At 64.0% G+C, this 17957-nt stretch carries 19 protein-coding genes and 3 tRNA genes; 6 read left to right on the top strand and 16 right to left on the bottom strand.

The annotated features are described in order from the left end of the window. The first annotated feature begins 1 nt into the window (after position 1). On the top strand, positions 2–880 hold the full coding sequence (locus MAB_RS19680; protein ID WP_005112080.1) for a diacylglycerol kinase: 879 nt from the start codon (positions 2–4) through the stop codon (positions 878–880). Here the strand turns inward: MAB_RS19680 and MAB_RS19685 are convergent. Continuing rightward, on the bottom strand, positions 877–1821 hold the full coding sequence (locus MAB_RS19685; RefSeq protein WP_005112081.1) for a class I SAM-dependent methyltransferase: 945 nt from the start codon (positions 1819–1821) through the stop codon (positions 877–879). The genes MAB_RS19680 and MAB_RS19685 overlap by 4 nt on opposite strands. 145 nt (positions 1822–1966) lie before the next feature. Here MAB_RS19685 and MAB_RS19690 point away from each other — a divergent pair, with 145 nt between their 5' ends. The 3 genes from MAB_RS19690 (at position 1967) to MAB_RS19700 (ending at position 6462) form a co-directional block, all read left to right on the top strand. Continuing rightward, positions 1967–2665, top strand: a complete 699-nt coding sequence (locus MAB_RS19690) for a YciI family protein (RefSeq protein WP_005077681.1) — start codon at positions 1967–1969, stop codon at positions 2663–2665. Between the two features lie 6 nt (positions 2666–2671). Further along, positions 2672–3898 (top strand): RNA polymerase sigma factor, encoded by a 1227-nt coding sequence (locus MAB_RS19695; RefSeq protein ID WP_005089001.1) that lies wholly within the window; start codon positions 2672–2674, stop codon positions 3896–3898. A 488-nt stretch (positions 3899–4386) separates the two neighbouring features. Continuing rightward, positions 4387–6462 (top strand): esterase/lipase family protein, encoded by a 2076-nt coding sequence (locus tag MAB_RS19700; RefSeq protein WP_005112083.1) that lies wholly within the window; start codon positions 4387–4389, stop codon positions 6460–6462. Between the two features lie 16 nt (positions 6463–6478). Here MAB_RS19700 and MAB_RS19705 read toward each other — a convergent pair whose 3' ends face one another. The 14 genes from MAB_RS19705 to MAB_RS19770 all read right to left on the bottom strand — a co-directional run bounded on the left by MAB_RS19705 (position 6479) and on the right by MAB_RS19770 (position 14509). Continuing rightward, positions 6479–8182, bottom strand: coding sequence for a sensor histidine kinase (locus MAB_RS19705; protein WP_005080372.1), 1704 nt, complete (start codon positions 8180–8182; stop codon positions 6479–6481). A 45-nt stretch (positions 8183–8227) separates the two neighbouring features. Further along, positions 8228–8878: a response regulator transcription factor gene (locus tag MAB_RS19710; RefSeq protein ID WP_005077716.1), complete on the bottom strand. Its 651-nt coding sequence runs from the start codon at positions 8876–8878 to the stop codon at positions 8228–8230. Positions 8879–9097: 219 nt separating this feature from the next. After that, positions 9098–9805 (bottom strand): 50S ribosomal protein L1, encoded by a 708-nt coding sequence (gene rplA / locus MAB_RS19715; RefSeq protein ID WP_005061480.1) that lies wholly within the window; start codon positions 9803–9805, stop codon positions 9098–9100. 139 nt (positions 9806–9944) lie between these two features. Further along, entirely contained in the window at positions 9945–10373 is a 429-nt protein-coding gene (rplK, locus tag MAB_RS19720; protein WP_005061484.1) for a 50S ribosomal protein L11, read from the bottom strand. Positions 10374–10456: 83 nt separating this feature from the next. Next, positions 10457–11251 (bottom strand): transcription termination/antitermination protein NusG, encoded by a 795-nt coding sequence (gene nusG, locus MAB_RS19725; RefSeq protein WP_005080371.1) that lies wholly within the window; start codon positions 11249–11251, stop codon positions 10457–10459. Between the two features lie 38 nt (positions 11252–11289). Continuing rightward, the gene (gene secE / locus MAB_RS19730; protein ID WP_005061491.1) at positions 11290–11709 is read right to left on the bottom strand and encodes a preprotein translocase subunit SecE; all 420 of its coding nucleotides are present in this window, start codon (positions 11707–11709) and stop codon (positions 11290–11292) included. A gap of 48 nt (positions 11710–11757) precedes the next feature. Next, positions 11758–11830 (bottom strand) — tRNA-Trp (locus MAB_RS19735). 160 nt (positions 11831–11990) lie between these two features. Further along, the gene (locus tag MAB_RS19740) at positions 11991–12461 is read right to left on the bottom strand and encodes an FAS1-like dehydratase domain-containing protein (RefSeq protein WP_005077718.1); all 471 of its coding nucleotides are present in this window, start codon (positions 12459–12461) and stop codon (positions 11991–11993) included. 2 nt (positions 12462–12463) lie between these two features. Then, on the bottom strand, positions 12464–12895 hold the full coding sequence (gene hadB, locus MAB_RS19745; RefSeq protein ID WP_005061496.1) for a (3R)-hydroxyacyl-ACP dehydratase subunit HadB: 432 nt from the start codon (positions 12893–12895) through the stop codon (positions 12464–12466). Beyond that, positions 12895–13365, bottom strand: a complete 471-nt coding sequence (hadA, locus tag MAB_RS19750) for a (3R)-hydroxyacyl-ACP dehydratase subunit HadA (RefSeq protein WP_005061499.1) — start codon at positions 13363–13365, stop codon at positions 12895–12897. Before hadA ends, hadB begins: the two co-directional genes overlap by 1 nt. Before the next feature lie 87 nt (positions 13366–13452). After that, on the bottom strand, positions 13453–13620 hold the full coding sequence (rpmG, locus tag MAB_RS19755) for a 50S ribosomal protein L33 (RefSeq protein WP_005061501.1): 168 nt from the start codon (positions 13618–13620) through the stop codon (positions 13453–13455). 39 nt (positions 13621–13659) lie between these two features. After that, positions 13660–13736: transfer RNA gene (locus tag MAB_RS19760), tRNA-Met, on the bottom strand. Positions 13737–13774: 38 nt separating this feature from the next. Then, positions 13775–13847, bottom strand: a tRNA-Thr gene (locus tag MAB_RS19765). Positions 13848–13951: 104 nt separating this feature from the next. Continuing rightward, positions 13952–14509, bottom strand: a complete 558-nt coding sequence (locus MAB_RS19770) for a Dps family protein (RefSeq protein ID WP_005080369.1) — start codon at positions 14507–14509, stop codon at positions 13952–13954. 154 nt (positions 14510–14663) lie between these two features. Here MAB_RS19770 and MAB_RS19775 point away from each other — a divergent pair, with 154 nt between their 5' ends. After that, a complete protein-coding gene (locus MAB_RS19775) occupies positions 14664–15221 on the top strand; it encodes a type 1 glutamine amidotransferase domain-containing protein (protein ID WP_005112092.1) in 558 nt (185 codons plus the stop codon). A 1-nt stretch (position 15222) separates the two neighbouring features. Here MAB_RS19775 and MAB_RS19780 read toward each other — a convergent pair whose 3' ends face one another. Next, positions 15223–16782, bottom strand: coding sequence for a bifunctional aminoglycoside phosphotransferase/ATP-binding protein (locus MAB_RS19780; RefSeq protein WP_005080367.1), 1560 nt, complete (start codon positions 16780–16782; stop codon positions 15223–15225). 174 nt (positions 16783–16956) lie between these two features. Between MAB_RS19780 and MAB_RS19785 the strand changes: the two genes are divergently transcribed. Then, a complete protein-coding gene (locus MAB_RS19785; RefSeq protein ID WP_005080366.1) occupies positions 16957–17949 on the top strand; it encodes an Acg family FMN-binding oxidoreductase in 993 nt (330 codons plus the stop codon). The last annotated feature ends 8 nt before the right edge of the window (positions 17950–17957 follow it).

The raw sequence follows: 17957 nt of genomic DNA on the forward strand, positions 1-17957 counted from the left end.
AGTGACACACCTGACCGTTCTGACCAATCCCACCGCGGGACACGGCGCGGCACAGGCCGCCGAGGCTGCCATCGCGCATTTGCGTGCACGCGGACTCACCGTGACGCACCACGCCGCCACGTCCGCGGCGGAATCGCATGCGCTCGCGCAGGAGGCCGCCCGCACGGGTGCCCGCGGAATCGTCGCCGCCGGCGGCGACGGTCTGGTGAGCATCGCGCTGCAAGCGGTGGCGGCCACCCCGGTGGCGCTCGGGGTCATCCCCATCGGCACCGGAAACGACTGTGCCCGCATGCTGGATATCCCGCTGAGCGACCCGGTCGCCGCCGCCGAGGTGATCGCCGCCGGCAGGATCCGGGTCATCGACGCCGGACGCATCCAATACCACGGGGATACCACGTGGTTCGCCACCGTGGTGGCGTCCGGGTTCGACTCGCTGGTCAACGATCGAGCCAATCGGATGCGCTGGCCTCGCGGCCGCCGCCGCTACGACATCGCCATGGCGCTGGAGGCCGCCAAGCTGCGGCCGCTGCCGTTCCGCATCGAGCTGGACGACCAGGTGATCGATACCGATGTCACGCTCGTCGCGGTGGGAAACGGAACCTCGTACGGCGGCGGCATGCGCATCTGCCCGGGAGCCATTCTGGACGACGGCCTACTGGATATCACGGTGGTCGCCGCCGGCGGGCGGCTGCGGCTGTTGCGGTTGTCCCCCACCGTCTACAAGGGCACCCATGTCGACCTACCCGAGGTGAGCACCTTCCGGTCACGACGGGTCCGGCTCTCCGCCGCCGATATCACCGCCTACGCCGATGGCGACCCCGTCGCCCCGCTGCCGGTCGATATCGATGTGGTGCCCGGCGCCCTGAGCGTCTTCGCCTAGTCCGCCTTCTGCGCGAACAGGAATGCCGAGTTCGGCGTCGCGTCGGGCAGATCTGCCGGTATGTCACGCCCGTGACGTCCCAGGAGGGCCACTGCCGTCTCACTGGTCACCCGCCACCCACGGCCGGCCAGAAATTCTCCGGCGTCGGTGCGTTCCTCCAGATACCACAGGTCGGCGACGTCCGGAATGTCTTGGCCCTGCATTTCCTCGGCCACGCGCCGGAACGCCTGCCCACGTTCACGTTGCCGTGCAAGGGTTTCCGGGTTGAAGAAGTCCTCACCGAAGTTCTCCACCGCAATGCGGCTGCCCGGTGCACTCAGCGTGTCGATACGTTCGAAAAGCAAATCCTGCGCGGCGGGCGGCAGATACGGCAATAGGCCCTCGGCGATCCAGGCAGCGGGCCGTCCGACATCAAACCCGCCGGCCCGCAACGCCGCAGGCCAATCATCACGCAGATCGACCGCTACCGGAACATGACGAATTCGCGGCGTGGCGCCCTGCTTGTCCAGGGTCTCGGCCTTGAAGGCCAATACCCTGGGCAGGTCCAGTTCGAAGAGCACCGCATCGCGCGGCCAATCGAGCCGCCATGCGCGGGCGTCGAGCCCGGACGCCAGGATCACCGCTTGGCGGATTCCGGACGTGCTGGCGTCGCCGAAGAAATCGTCAAAGAACTTGGTTCGGCACGCAACATAGGACCGCATCGCGTCAATGCGTTCCACCAGCCGGGGCTCGGCCTCCACCAGGGCGGCGGGCGGTTCCCCGTCGAAGCGATACGCGTTCCAGGCGCCGTCACCCGCCGCGGCCAAAAAGTGACCGGCGTACGGGTCACTGATCAACGGATTCGGGCTGCGGGTCTCCGCATCCCGTGCACTGGCCACTCCCAGAGCGGTGGTACCCACACTCTCGGTGATTTCCCAGCTGTCTCCGTCACGTCGCGCCATGAGTTCCTTTGTACGCCGCCTCGATGCAGGCGGGCACACGTCCTTATCGCCCGCAAGATGTCGGATCGATGATGCGCTGTTCGTCAGACAGGTAGAGAGTGGATCGCAGAGTTCCGCTCACCGAACACAGACGGAGGGCTTCACCATGTACTACCTCGCATTGCTCATCGGCCCGCAGCAGGAGCGCACACCCGACGAGGCTGCTCAGGAACTGACCGACTACCTGAACTTCCAGGCCAAGGCGGCATCGTCCATCCGCGCCGGAGATGCCCTGTATCCGGAGGCCGATAGCGTCCGTGTCACCGGCGGACCCGATGCTCCGGTCATCACCGATGGCCCGTTCGCCGAGGGCGCCGAAGTTGCGAACGGCTACTACGTGTTGGAAGCGGACAATCTTGATGACGCCCTGGCACTGGCCCGCGATATCCCGGAAGCCAAGCGCGGTGCTGTCGAGGTATGGCCGCTGGTCGACTGCTCACGGGAATTCGGCGGAAAGGGCTCCACGAGCTGGCTCGCGCTGCTGCTGGAGCCCGCAGACCGCGCGTATGTGCCGGGCAGCCCGGAATGGGAAGCCGTGGCGGCCCGGCATGGCGTGTTCGGCGAGAAGGCAAGTGGGCATATCAAAATCGCCGGACCGCTGCACCCCCCGTCGACGGCTACCACGATCCGGGTGCGTGACGGCGAGGCCGTTCTCACCGACGGCCCGTACATCGAGGGAACCGAGATCGCGAACGGCTTCTATGTCATCACCACCGATGACCGCGACAGCGCCATCCGGCTGGCCTCGCAGATACCCGCATCGGCCGTGCAACTGCGGCAGCTCACCGGCGTCTCTGGCTTTTAGCACCACATGATCGAACTGGAGGGCGTCTTTCGGCGCGAGTGGGGCCCCACCGTCGCCGCCATCGCACGATGGTCCGGGGACCTCACCGTTGCCGAGGACGCCGTCCAGGAGGCGTGCGCCGACGCACTGCGCACCTGGCCGCGCGACGGCATACCCGATACCCCGGGCGGTTGGTTGTTGACGGCCGCGCGGAACCGGGCACGTGATCGATTGCGGCGTGAAACCCTACGTCCGGGAAAGGAACTGGCCGCCGTGGTCGATGACATCACCGCCCGGACCGACGTCGCCGATCCTCACCCTGTGCGCGATGACGAACTGCGCATGATGTTCACCTGCGCCCACCCCGCTTTGGAGCGCACATCGCAGCTGGCCCTGACGTTGCGGCTGGTGTCGGGCCTGACTGTCGCTGAGATCGCCCGTGCCCTGCTGCACAGCGAGGCGGCGATCGGTCAACGAATCACACGCGCCAAAGCCAAGATCCGCACCGCCAATATCCCCCTTCGGGTACCACCGGCCGAGTTGTTGCCCGAACGCACGCCCCACGTGCTCAGCTGCATCTACTCGGTCTTCACCGAGGGCTACTGGTCCACCGGTGGCCCGTCGGCCATCCGCGACGAATTGTGCGACGAGGGTGTGCGGCTGGCCGGAGAACTCTGCCGGCTCATGCCGCAGGAGCGGGAGGCCAATGCGCTGGCCGCACTTGTCCTGCTCCACGATTCGAGACGGCTGGAACGGATGGACAGCGCTGGCGCACTGGTTCCGTTGGAGGAACAGGACCGCACGCGGTGGGATCATGGGCGCATTTCCCGCGGGCTAAGCCAGCTACGGCTGGCCGCGGGGTCTACCGGGCCCTACTTGCCGCAGGCTGTCATCGCCGCCCTGCACGCCACCGCCGCGTCCTGGGAGGAGACCGATTGGCATGCCATCTGCCTGGCCTATGACCGGCTGCTGACCATGACGGATTCGCCGGTGGTGCTGGTGAATCGGGCATTGGCCATCGGACTGCGCGATGCCCCGGAGGCGGGATTGGCTGCCCTGGAGAAGGTCGCCCACGATCCGCGCCTGGCCAGATCCAATCTCGCGGCCACTGTCCGGGCCGATCTACTGCGGCGCGCCGGGCGCTATGACGAGGCGATCGACTGGTATCGAACAGCGCTGTCCGCCAACGGCTCCGACCCGGGGCGGGACTTTCTGCGGCGCCGCATCGCCGAGTGCCTTAACAACTCCGGCTAGGGCGGCCAGCACTATCTGCTGTGGCGCTACCGGATTGCTGGTCAGCGTGGGATGCGATGTCATATCCAGCCACTGACTAAATGTGAACGGTGCATAAATCGCTCGCCGATAATCGATGACCAATCCAATAAGAATGCGCATCAGCACGGCGGACCGCGACTCGACGCAGACGCCATTAGCCCCGTACACACCGCGGAAACGCGGTTATCCCGTCAATACGAAAATACATTTCCGTATTGCGAACCCGCCCCAGATAGTATTTGCTTTCCCTAATTCGTAGGTCCTGGTAGCAGTTCAGCAACGGCGTTGAATTGCGCTCACAAGACGGCGTCTCAATTAGTTGGGGAATCATGATTAAACGAGGTCTTGCGTTAGCGGCTGTTACAGCACTCACCGTGGCAGGGTTAAACAGTAGCCAAGTAGTTGCCGGCTACGGCGACGTCACTCAGATCTCCGCAACGCCACGCACAGTTACAGCCCGTTTCTCGTTGACTGTCAACTCGGGGGTTCTTGCGATCTCCCCCGACGGCAACACGACAATCTATGAAAATCCCGGCAACGCGCTGTCGGTAACCGCAGATCCAGCCGGTCTGGCCACGGCCGGCGCGATCAGTCATAACGCCGCAACCTCTGCCGCACAGGCACTGTCAACCACATCGGCTGTTTCCGGTGTTGCACCGTCAGCACCGGGACCCACGCTGGTAGTAGTAGATCCCCAGCGCCGCACCGACACGAGCCCCACCCCTTCCGCCGGTACAGCACAGGCCGCAGGCTCGGCACGATACTTACCGGTCATTCTGGTTCACGGCACGTGGGGCAGCACAGCCCGCGAATTCGCTCCCACCTTGTTGCCGGCACTTGCGGCCGCTGGAATTCAGGCGTTCACCTACGATTACGGCCGGATTCCGTGGCTGCCCATCAATTTGGTGGAACCGTACGATGCCGGAGGCGAAGTCCCCGTCCAGCAGTCAACACAACGGCTCTCCGAGGAGATCACCAGGGTTCTGAACGTGACCGGCGCCCCACAGGTCAACCTCGTCGGCGCCTCGCAGGGCGGGCTGGTCATCAAGAATTATCTGGCCCAGGTCACCGGTGATTCGGTTGCCAATGTCGTTGACATCAATGCCACCAACCATGGCACTACGTTAGGCGGAATCGCCAAGCTGATTGACCCAGCCATCGTCGATGAGGCATTCGCCCCGATCCACACGGTCATCACCAGTGCGACGCAGTCCGCAAAAGACCTGTTAGGGCGCGCGGGCCCGCTTCAGGTCTTACAGAGCCCCGTGGCGCTGGTGGGTTCGGCAGCGCACCTCGCTGTTGATGTAGCCCAGGCTGCCGTTAGAGTCGTCGTCACCGCCATACAGCGGGTCGTCCGTGTGGGGCTCAGTCTGGCGATGGGACCCGCCGGCGTCCAGCAGGCCGTCGGCAGCGACTTTCTGAATCGCCTCAACAAAACTCCCGATACCCGTCCCGGGGTCAACTATCTGGTTTTGGGCTCAAAGAATGACACCACGGCGACACCCTACGAATCCACCTTCTTGAAGGCAGGTCCTGGCTCCGCAGTTTTCAACGTTGAAGAGCACTCCCTACCCGGAGCCAAGCCAACCGACGTCATCAAACATGTTGACACGCCACAACCCGTTGTGGACGCCATTGTCCGATTCCTCATCTCGGCAGACACCAACCCCCACATTGATTCCAAGATCGACCGTTCGCGCGGCGTCACCGCAACCCAAGACAGCGGAAACACCACCATCCGCTCCGGCGAGAACAACGTCCTCTATCAAGGAACCTCAAGTAACGGTGCGGCAATCAAGCAAGCGATCGGACAAGCCATCGACACGACCGCCACATCCGGTAGCACAACGTCAATGCCTACAAAACCCACGGCGCTGGCGAGCACACCCGAAACAGATAGGACGCTGGCCCCCGCGAAAGCCAGTTCGTCTCTCAACGTTCTAGTAGCTGCCGCCCCCACAATCCCGACTCCACAATCAGCCGCCGCCGAAGCCACGGCCGCCAGCGCTTCGCCCGTCAATTCGAACCATGACGCCGAGAAAACAACAAAGACAGCTGTCGGACAGATAACGGACGCCGGCACCAACAGCGCCGCCTCCTCAAACCGTGCAACAGCGCAGACCCAGACCGCGACAACATCGGACACCTCGCCCAACACTCAGGCAAAACAACGGACAAACCTCGGCGCGATCTCTTCAGGAGGCCATTCTCCAACCGCACCCGAGTCAAAAGAGTCCGCGGCCACCATCACCTCTAATGCTACGAGCGGAACATCAGTAACCAAGTCTGACAAGACTTCTCAGGTAAACGCCAAGGGCTCACCGGCGGTCGCCGAGCCCAAAACATCGGTAGCCAAGGCCGATATGCACCACACCGACACGGCCGCCTCGAAACCCGATAACACGACGCACCGAACCAAAGGAGCATCCACTTCCGCCGAGCACTCCTCATCGGGGGAATCGTCGCGTGCTGGCCAATCCAGCGCAGGATCCGCTCACGAGCGGACCGCCCGACACAGCAAGGCTGCGCGATCGAGTGAATGACCTGAACGAGTCGCGGCTAGGGCAGCGGCGCCGACCACACCAGCCGGGTACCGCCGGTGTCCATCGCCGAGACACTGAAGGTGCCGCCGGATTGCGCGGCCCGGTTGGCGAGCCCGCTGAGGCCGCTGCGGGCCACCACGTCGGGTATCCCGATGCCGTCGTCGACCACCTCAATCACGAGCTCGTCGTCGACGGACACCGTGACCGAAAGCTCCCGGGCTCGCGCATGCCTGACCACATTGCTCACGGCCTCACGCACCACGGCCTCCGCATCGCCTGATGTGCTGGCGGGCACCACATCCAGCGGTCCACTCATGCGCACAGACACGCGCAGGCCGGTCTCGGCCGTGAGTTCGTTGATGGTGGATCGCAGTGTGGCACGCAGAGATTCATCGTTGGTGTGCAGATCGAAGATCGCCGTCCGGATCTCCTGGATCACCTCATGCAGCTGATCGATATGGTCGGCCAGCCGGGCCGCCACCGTCGGATCGACTGACCGCCGATGAGTGCTCTGCATCGCCAGGCCTACGGCGAACAATCGCTGAATGACGTGATCGTGTAGATCACGGGCGATGCGGTCCCGGTCGGCCAATACGTCCAATTCGTGTTTGGCCAAACGGACCTCGGCCTGCTCCAGGGCCAGCGCCGCCTGCCCCGCAAAGGATGCCGCCATATCGAGCTGTTCCTCATCGAAGGCGATTGCTCCCACCGTGCGCAGCAGGATGAGCACACCTGCCGTCGACTCCCCTCCGCCCAGCGGCAACACCAGGGCGGGCCCGAACGCCAAATCCGTCCCTTCTGCCAGATTCACCGCGAGCCGCCCCACGTTTCGTGGTTCATGGTCGATGAAGGTGCTTCCGGAAGTTGAGCCATCGATGGGAATCAGCTTGTCGTTCAGAACTTCTGCGCCCTTGCCCTCACACACCGCCACCACCAGTTCGGCGGTGTCCTCTTCGTCGCCGGCGGGCAGCGCAATGAACGCGAAGTCGGCCTCGGCGAGCAGTGCCGCACTGGATGCCACCAGATGCAACGCCTTGCCCGGATCGACCCCGCCGAGCAGTTCCGCGGTGATGTCGGCTGTGGCGCGCTGCCATTGCTCGCGGCGGCGCGCATGCTGATAGAGGCGGGCATTCTCTATCGCAATGCCGGCCGCACCCGCGAGCGCACGCACCACCACCTCGTCGTCCTCGGTGAACTCCTGCCCGTCAAGCTTTTCGGTGAGGTACAGGCGTCCGAACACCTCACCGCGCACCTGCACGGGCACGCCCAGAAAGGTCCGCATCGGCGGATGGTTCGCGGGGAATCCGACAGAAGCCGGGTGCGCGGCGATATCCCGCAGCCGCAGCGGCTTGGCCTCATCGATCACCACACCCAGTACGCCATGCCCCGTGGGCAACGGGCCGATCAGGTCGCGGGTGGCCTCGTCGATGCCCTCGTATACGAACTCGGCCAACTTCTCGTCCGAACCCACCACACCCAATGCGCCGTACCGGGCGCTGACGAGCTCCGATGCCGCACAGACGATCTCCCGCAAGGTCGCATCCAACTCCAGCCCGGAGCTGACTGCCATGACGGCATCCAACAGCGCGTCCATGCGTCCGCGGGTACCGTCGACAATCTGCTCGATCCGGCCCTGCACTTCCGCGAGCAATTCACGCAGCTGCAGGTGGGCAAGCTCAGCCGTCACCCGATTGGGTTGCGCACCAACATCCTCGACCACAATTCAACTTTCGCACACCTTGACCGCGGGTGAGTACCAACCCTGTCAGCCGTGCAGCCCCTGGTTTTCGCGCGCAAGTTTGGTGGCCAGCACCGCGACCTGCGTGCGGCGCTCGAGGTCCAGTTTGGTGAGCAGACGCGAGACATAGTTTTTAACCGTCTTCTCTGCCAGAAACATTCGCTCCGCAATCTGACGGTTAGTCAGTCCCTCCCCGATCAGCTCCAACAGGGTGCGTTCCTGTGCGGTGAGTCCCGCCAACGGCGACGGATTGTCCGCCGCCGCACGCAACCTGTTCATCAACGCAGCAGCGGCCCGGTTGTCCAGCAGCGAGCGTCCGGCCCCGACGGTCCGGACCGCGGAGATGAGCTCCATCCCCTTGATGTCCTTGATGACGTAACCGCCTGCCCCCGCCATGATCGCGTCCAGCATGGCGTGTTCATCGGTGAAGGAGGTGAGCATCAGACAGTTCAGATTCGGAAGTTTGGATCGTAGTTCACGGCACAGCTCCACCCCATTGCCGTCGGGCAGCCGAATGTCCAGCACCGCGATGTCGGGCTGCAGGGCGGGAATGCGCGCCATCGCCTCGGCGACCGAGGAGGCCTGCCCGATCACCGAGAAATCCGCTTCCTCTTCGAGCAGATCCGCCAGGCCACGACGCACTACCTCGTGGTCATCGACCAGGAACACTGTGATCATGTCCGTTTTCCTTCCACCCGCCCCCAGTGTGGCACCGGCAGAACGCACCGACATGGCATTCCTTCCTGTCGCACCCCGCTGGCTCCACGATAGGACAGGGCCGCTCCTGGTTACTACGGTCTTTGGTCCCTAGTACCGGCGCGGCAACGACAAGAGCCCCCATCTCCGGCTCGATGCCGGGAAGATGAGGGCTCTCGCCTCACGCGTTCGCGAAGGCTCTTAGGCCTCCAAGAAGTTTCGGGTCACACCCGGGTCGACCTGGATGCCCGGGCCGGTGGTGGTGCTGACGACGACCTTCTTCAGGTAGCGCCCCTTGGCCGAAGACGGCTTGGCACGCAGGATCTCGTCGAGCACCGCTCCGTAGTTCTCCGTCAGCTTCTCGGCGTCGAAGGACGCCTTGCCGATGATCAGGTGGAGGTTGGAGTGCTTGTCGACGCGGAAGTTGATCTTTCCGCCCTTGATATCGGTGACGGCCTTGGCCACATCGGGGGTCACGGTGCCGGTCTTGGGGTTCGGCATCAGACCACGCGGGCCCAGCACGCGAGCGATACGGCCAACCTTGGCCATCTGGTCCGGGGTGGCGATGGCGGCGTCGAAATCCACCCAGCCGCCCTGGATCCGCTCGATCAGGTCGTCACTACCGACAACATCGGCGCCGGCAGCGGCGGCTGCTTCGGCCTTGTCGCCCACCGCGAAGACGATGACGCGGGCGGTCTTACCGGTACCGTGCGGAAGGTTCACGGTGCCGCGGACCATCTGGTCAGCCTTGCGGGGGTCGACGCCGAGGCGCATCGCGACCTCGACAGTGGCGTCGTACTTCTTCGAAGAGGTCTCTTTGGCCAACTTTGTGGCCTCAAGAGGGGTGTACAGCTTCTCGCGGTCCACCTTTTCGGCGGCCTCGCGATATGCCTTGCTGTTCTTGCTCATTGGAATCCAATCTATTAATGGAGTCGTGGTTTGCGATGAACCTCTCGGGTGAAGAGCTTCAAACGCTGCAGGCCGAAGCGGGCCTTCCCACTGAAAATTCGTGTTATTCGACTTCTCTTGATGGCCGATTAGCCTTCGGCTACTCGACCGTGATCCCCATCGAGCGCGCGGTGCCGGCGATGATCTTGGCGGCGGCGTCGATGTCGTTGGCGTTGAGGTCTTCCTTCTTCGTCTCGGCGATCTCACGCACCTGATCCCAGCTCACCTTGGCGACCTTGGTCTTGTGCGGCTCACCGGACCCCTTGGGCACACCGGCGGCCTTCAACAGCAGCTTGGCGGCGGGAGGGGTCTTGAGTGCGAAGGTGAAGCTGCGGTCCTCGTAGACGCTGATCTCCACGGGGATGACGTTGCCGCGCTGCGACTCCGTCGCGGCGTTGTACGCCTTGCAGAACTCCATGATGTTGACGCCGTGCTGACCGAGCGCGGGACCGACCGGAGGCGCGGGATTGGCTTCGCCGGCCTTGATCTGCAGCTTGATCAGCCCGACGACCTTTTTCTTCGGGGCCATTGGGTGTTTCCTTACTTTCCTTCCGTGTTCCGGCCGTTATTCGACCGGAGGTTCTGCGGACCGTTACGCGGTCCGAAGTCTTGTTAGAGCTTCTCCACCTGAGTGAAGTTGAGCTCGACCGGAGTCTCGCGGCCGAAGATGGACACCAGCACCTTGAGGCGCTGTTGTTCGGCGTTGACCTCGCTGATGCTGGCGGGCAGCGTCGCGAACGGACCGTCCGTGACGGTGACCGACTCGCCCACCTCGAAGTCGACCTCGATGACCGGACGCTCCAGACCACCGGGCTCCGAGGACGATGCCGTCGCGGCGTCCGCCGAGGCAGCACCCTTGGCCGGCTTCTTGGCCGGGGCCTGCGGAAGCAGGAATTTGACCACGTCGTCGAGCGACAGCGGCGACGGACGCGAGGTCGCGCCGACAAATCCGGTGACGCCGGGGGTGTTGCGGACCGCACCCCAGGACTCGTCGTTCAGTTCCATTCGGACCAGGATGTAGCCGGGCAGCACCTTCCGGTTGACCTGCTTGCGCTGACCATTCTTGATCTCGGTGACCTCTTCGGTGGGCACCTCGATCTGGAAGATGTAGTCGCCGACGTCCAGGTTCTGCACACGGGTCTGCAGGTTCGCCTTGACCTTGTTCTCGTATCCGGCATACGAGTGGATGACGTACCACTCGCCGGGCTCGCGGCGCAGCTGAGCCTTCAGCGTGGCCGCCGGGTCGGCATCCTCGTCGGCCTCTACCTCGGCGCCCGACTCTTCCGAAGACGACTCGGTCGGCTCAGGCGCAACGTCGGTGTCGGACTCGTCGATCACGTCAACCGACGCAGCCGTGTCAGCGGTGTCTTCTGGCTCGCTCGCAGCGTCGCCGTCGAAGGTCGTCACCGTTCGTCCTCTCTTGTTTCTTGCGTCTCGTCGGTCTACTACCCGAATACCAGCATGACCAGCCGGGCCAGGCCCAGGTCAATCACACCGATCAGGGTGACCATGAACACCAGGAAGACCAGCACCACCGAGGTGTAGCTGACCATCTGCTTGCGGTTCGGCCAGATGACCTTGCGCAGCTCAGCGACCACCTGCTGGAGGAATACCCACAGCTGGACCAGCGGGTTGCGCGACGGCCCCGACTTGTCCTTCTTGTTCGCCGGTTTCCGGCTCTTCTTCCCGGCCTTCTTCTTGACCTCGCCGGTCTCGGAGGCAGAAGCTTCGCTGCCCTCGGTGACCGCCTCGGTGGCGTCAGCACGGCGGGTCCGCTTACCCGTCGGGCGAAGCGGCTTGGTCGAGGTGACGGCCCGGTCGCTGTCGGCAGTGCCGATATCGGGCTCGTCTAGCTCGTCGCTCATTCCCTTCCGTACCTCTCTGTTTCCCTAGTGCTTAACTCCAGGGTGTTGCAGGGGTGACAGGACTTGAACCTGCAACCTGCGGTTTTGGAGACCGCTGCTCTGCCAGTTGAGCTACACCCCTAAGGCTGGCACGCCAACCTGGTGGCCAGGGCCCTCACACAACACACGCGCCTCCCGAGTAGCCGACAGGCGCGTTGTGGTGGGAAAACCCCGAATCTCGAGTGTACCCCGAGGTCAGCTCCAGACTGAAATTGCCCCGGCCCGGCGAAGGCCGCACCAACTCAGATGAGCTTGATATCGGCCATCCGGTCCGAATCGCGGCCCATCAGCGTGGTGAACGCCTCCAGGACGACCTCTCCGGTCTGATCCCGCACGACGTTCCGCGTGGTGACGATGTCGACCCCAAAGGACTCCTTGTGCGATTCCACCTCGAAGTCGCAGGACAGCTCGTCGCCCTCCTTCAGCGGCCGGTGGTAAACGAACTTCTGGTCGGTCTGAACAATCTGCATGGTCTCCATGCCGACGTCATAGGTACGGAAGAATTCCTTCTGCACCAGCAGCGCCATCACGGCGGGAAAGGTGAGCGAGGCAACCAGCCCGTCGTGGCCCAGCGCCGTGGCCGCCGCGACATCGTGGCTGGCCGGCGACTCACACTTGATGGATTTGGCGAATTCGCGAATCTTCTCCCGACCAACGACATAGGTCTGGGAGTACTTATGCGTCATTCCGACGACGTCAAGACTCAGCGCCATGATTACGCCAACGTCGCAGACGCAACGGCTCGCCCGAAAATCTTCTTGCCGTTGGTGGTGGCGGTCAGCGCGATGGTCACGGACTTGGCGTCGGCATCGACCGACTTGACGCGGCCGCTGAAGACGATCTCCGCGCCGACACCGTCGTTGGGAACGGTGACGAAGCTGGTGAAACGCACGTTGTACTCGGTCACCGCCGCCGGGTCGCCGATCCACTCGGTCAGGTAGCCGCCGCCGAGCCCCATGGTGAGCATGCCGTGCGCGATGGCGCCGTCTTCCAGGCCCACGAGCTTGGCGGTCTCGTCGTCCCAATGGATGGGGTTGAGGTCGCCCGAGACCCCGGCGTAATTGACCAGATCCTGCCGGGTGAGCTGAATCGTCTTCTCTGGCAGCTGGTCTCCTACGTTGACCGAGCTGAATTCACGCAATGCCATCAGTTGAATCCGCCTTCTTCTCCGTCGTCTTCGGCGCGTCCGGCCAGAGTGGTGTACGACTCCGTGACGAACTCGCCCTTGTCATTGGTGATGATGTTCTTGATGACGATGATGTCGGTACCGAACGATCGGCGGATCGAGTCCACGTACACATCGCAGTAGAGAGTGTCGCCGGATCGCACCGGGCGGATGTACTTGAAGGCCTGATCGACCTGGACGATCTTCTCGTCCTTGATGCCGATATTGGCGTCTTCGAAGAATGCGGACTGCGCGGTATATCCGAACACGGCCAGGAAGGTCGGAGGCGCTACCAGCGCGCTGTGTCCGAGCTCCGCGGCTCCGGCCTCATCGTGGTGAGCCGGGTGATGGCACTTGACCGCCTCCGCGTGCTCGCGGATCTTCTCTCGCCCAACCACATAGTGATCCGGGTATCGGTAATGCGTTCCGACGAGATCTTGCGATAAAGCCACGGCCGGAATTTACCTACTGAAGTCGATCGATACCAAGTAAGGCTTGCCTACTCGTGTCGCCTGGCGGCGGCCCGAAGCGCCTTTTGGCTAGCGCGATTCCTTGTGCGGCTGGTGCGACCCGCAGTTCGGGCAGAACTTCTTGATTTCCAGCCGATCTGGGTCGTTGCGCCGGTTCTTCTTGGTGATGTAGTTACGGTGCTTGCACGTCTCACAAGCCAAGGTGATCTTGGGCCGGACGTCTGTGCTGGAGGCCACTGCAGTTGCCCTCTTTCGTTCGTTGTCTCTATGTTCGGGTGGTAGCGGTGGGGAGGCTCGATCTCCCGACCTCACGATTATGAGTCGTGCGCTCTAACCAGCTGAGCTACACCGCCCCGCAGACAGGGCCGGCGTTTCCGCCTGCCGTCTACCGAGCCCCCTAACGGAATCGAACCGTTGACCTTTTCCTTACCATGGAAACGCTCTGCCGACTGAGCTAAGGGGGCATTAAAGCCCTCACGAGGGTACCCGCTCACGTCGGTGGAACCAAAACGGCTTATCGGGGCGGGTTCACGGGCTTGGACACCCCCGCACCCCGGCCGCGCGCGCCCTACTTCACGGGCGACTTCTTCTTGGCCCGGGCGGCTGCCCCCTTCTCGGTCAGCGCATCCCGGTTGGACAGCTGACCTCCCGAATTCTCCAGATGCGCGCGGACGAACCACTGGAACTTCTCCAGCTCGCCGGAGTGACCGATCAGCAGGTCCTGGGATACCAGGTCGAGCTCGTCAAGTTGTTCGATGGCCTTGCGGGTGTCTCCTATCACTCCGGAATACACCAGATCCAGCGCGGCCAGGTGAGCCTGCACCGTGTCACGGCCCACCGAGTAGTCGTCCCATGTGCGGTCCTTGAGAATCGCCCCAGGCGTGCCCTGCGGAGACCTTCCGAGTGCGGCGATGCGTTCGGCCACCGCGTCCGCATACCCCCGGACGAGCTCGACCTGCGGATCGAGCATCTCGTGCACTCCAATGAAGTTGGGCCCCACAACATTCCAATGCACGTGCTTGAGGGTCAGATGCAGATCGTTGTACGTACTCAGTTGACTCTGCAGGAGATCGGCGATCTTGCGGCTCTGGGTGTCGGTCAGGCCGGGGATGGTGAATTCGGTCATCAGCTGCTCCTTGGATGTGTTGGGTCCACACAGCGCTTACCCGTTGCGGACCGAGCCAAACCAGAACCCCGAGCACCGGCACGATGCATAACCGGACGCAAAGCGGGTACGCGCACCTCCGGAATCCGTCTACCCGGAATGATCGGAGGCAAACATGAGTGATTCCCTTGAGGGACAAGTTGTTGCGATACTCGCCGCGGACGGTGTCGAGCGCGTGGAACTAGAGAAACCGCGGGAAGCGATTCCGGCCGCGGGCGGCCGGGTGGAAGTGCTCTCGCCGCGGCCCGGCGAAATCCAGGCTCGTGATCACGATCTGGTGCCGGCAGGAACCGTACGGGTGGACCGTGCGGTGGGCACGGCTTCGGTCGACGACTACGCCGGACTGATCCTTCCCGGCGGCACGGTGAATCCCGACAAACTCCGGATCGACCCCGGCGCGGTGCGGTTCGTGCACGAGTTCGTGGTTTCCGGCAAGCCGGTGGCCGCGATCTGTCACGGTCCGTGGACGCTGGTGGAGGCACGCGTGCTGGCGGGCCGCACGGTGACGTCATTTCCCAGCATCCGTACCGATCTCCGCAATGCCGGCGCCTCGGTGCTCGACGAGGAGGTGGTCATCGACCACAACCTCATCACCAGCCGATCCCCCGACGATCTACCGGCGTTTTGTCAGGCCCTCGTGGACAACTTGGCGGCCGCGCGCATCCAGCGCTGAGTCATCGCGGGTGACACGGCACCGGGGCGTACAGGGCCTGCCTGCACAACTCCTCCGCCTCGGCGGTAGACCGGTCCAGCGGCAGCCGGGTATCGATCACGTGAGCCTCGCCCCACCCTCGGTCGGGGCCGGCGAATTCGGCGCCGAGTGCCGCCGCGATATCGCCGGTGGCATCCGATACCCCGTCATGACGAGCGGCAACCCGGTGCTGCGCCGTGACCAGCGGCGCCAAGCAGAGGAACTCCACCATCGGCGCGCCCGCCTCGTAGGCGAGTTGATGTGCGCGCAACCGGTGCCGCGGGCTGCGCCAGGTTCCGTCCAGGATGACGGTGTGGCCGCCCGCCAAGGCCAGACGCGCGCGCCGCAACACCGCGTCGTACACGGCACCCACGTTCTCCGTGGAGTAGAGACCGGCATCCAGCACACCCTTACCGCCGGATATCACTCCGAGCCGATGCAGCTGCTGGCGCACCTCATCCGTTGAAATAACCTGTGCGCCAATATCTTCTGATATACGACGAGCCAAGGTGCTCTTACCGGCACCCGGGCCGCCGCCGACGAGCACCAGGCGCACCGTGGCGGCACCCAGGTGACTCAGCGCCATCGCCACGTGCTTGGCGGCGCGCCCCGCCGCCGACCGCTGCCCCTGCGTGAACCGGATGCAGTCCACCTTGGCGCGAACCAGCGCCCGGTAGGCGATGTAGAAGTGCCGCAGGGGCTCCGGCGCGGTGTCCGCGGATAATTCCACGTAACGGTTCATGAAGTAGTCGCCCAGATCGGGGCGACCCAGAAACTCCAGATCCATCGCCAGGAACGCCGCGTCGTCGAGACCGTCCACGTGACGCAGCCGGTCGTCGAACTCCAGGCAGTCCAGCAGTACCGGCCCGTTGGGCAGGCAAAAAATGTCGCTGGCCAACAGGTCGCCGTGCCCGTCGATGATTCTCCCGTCGGCTACACGCTGCGCGAACAGCACCGCGCGACCGGAGATGAACTGGGTCGCAAGCGTTCGGACCAACCGCACATCGTCCGCCGCCAGTACCGTTCCCGCGTATTTCTCCAAGGCGGTCAGGGTGTCGTCCCATCGATCGACGATGGCATCCAGGGATCCGGCTTCGTCGATCGACGGACTGCGGTCGGCACGTTTGTGAAATCCCGCCAGCACCTCCGCGATCGCATCCAGGTGTGCCTTGGTCACCCGCTTGGACTTGGCCATCGCCGACAGCCGCGCGGCGTCCGGGTAACGCCGCATCACCACGACCGGCTCACCGGATCCGCCGTCGGGGTCGGTCAGATGCGAGACACCGAGATAGCTGTCCTGCGAGATGCGGCTGTTCAGGGCCACCTCACGGGCACACGCCCTTTCGCGAAGCTCGGGAGTGCTGAAGTCCAAGAAGTTCGTGATGACGGGCTTCTTGATCTTATAGGCCATCCCTCCGACCAAAATCACGATGCCCGTGTGAGTTTCGCGTATCTCCGCGCCAACGGAGGTGGGGCTTAAGGTCGACCGTAGTGAGCGCATGACCTCATCGTTGCGGGGCGGAAGCTGCGGACATCCGGTCATGGGCCCCCAATCCGTGGGACCGAAGTCACCAGTTCCTCCGCCCGCGGGGCACGATGGGCGCTCCGCACCGCGCCACAGCGGTGACTTCGGGCCCCTGTCCGGTGACCAAGGGCCCTGTCCGCGTGCCGGTAGTTCACCAAGAGTCGATATCACCACCAGCCGAGCGGAGCCAACATGCCCAAGACCATGGTTCACATCGACGTCATCCAGACCGCTATCCAACTTGCCTGCCGTGCACCGTCTTTGCACAACACCCAGCCATGGCGCTGGATCGTCGACCTCGGGGCAAGTGCGGGTGATCTGCACCTGTATCTGGACCGCACCCGATGCGTCACGCGGACCGATGGTGCTGGACGCGAGGCCATCATCAGTTGCGGGGCGGCACTGGACCATTTCCGTGTCGCGATGGCCTCCGCCGGGTGGATGACTCGCATAGAAAGAATCCCCGACCCCGACAATCCCGATCATCTGGCCGCCATCACCTTCTCCCCCAGGACCGTGGTGGTGGTTGGCGATCGCCGGCGCGCGGACGCCATCCTGCAGCGGCGCACCGATCGCCTGCCCTTCGAAACCCCACCGAACTGGTCGCAGTTCGCTCGCATGCTCAATACGGTGATCGCCGACAGGGCGGTACTGCTCGACGTGATCGATGACGTCATGCGCCCGAAGTTGGCCGACGCCTCGGCGCTCAGCGACGCGCTACGCATCTACGACTCCGCATACCAGACCGAACTCGATTGGTGGACAGCTCCGTTCACCTTGGAAGACGGGGTTCCACGCAGTGCGCTGGTCTCGGCCGCAGACAGCGATCGTGTCGACATCGGCCGCACCTTCCCCGTGGTGGCCGAACGGGCCTCGCGCCCAGGGTTGCAGGAGGACCAGGCGAAAGTGCTGGCTTTGTCCACGGCGCGAGACACTCCTAAGAACCTCTTGCGCTGCGGCGAGCTGCTTTCCGAGGTTCTGTTGGAAGCGACACTCGCGGGCATGGCGACCTGCACCATCACCCACATGCTGGAGCTGACTGCGAGCCGCGAGGTGGTCGGTGCCGCCATCGGCCGCTCTCACCCGCAGGCCTTGATCAGGGTGGGGCTGGCGCCGACGTTCGGCCGCATCCCACCACCGACACCGCGCCGGTCGCTTGCCGACGTATTCGAGATTCGCAGTTAGGGCTGGAT

The sequence above is a fragment of the Mycobacteroides abscessus ATCC 19977 genome (assembly GCF_000069185.1).
GTDB classification, from domain to species: Bacteria; Actinomycetota; Actinomycetes; order Mycobacteriales; family Mycobacteriaceae; genus Mycobacterium; species Mycobacterium abscessus.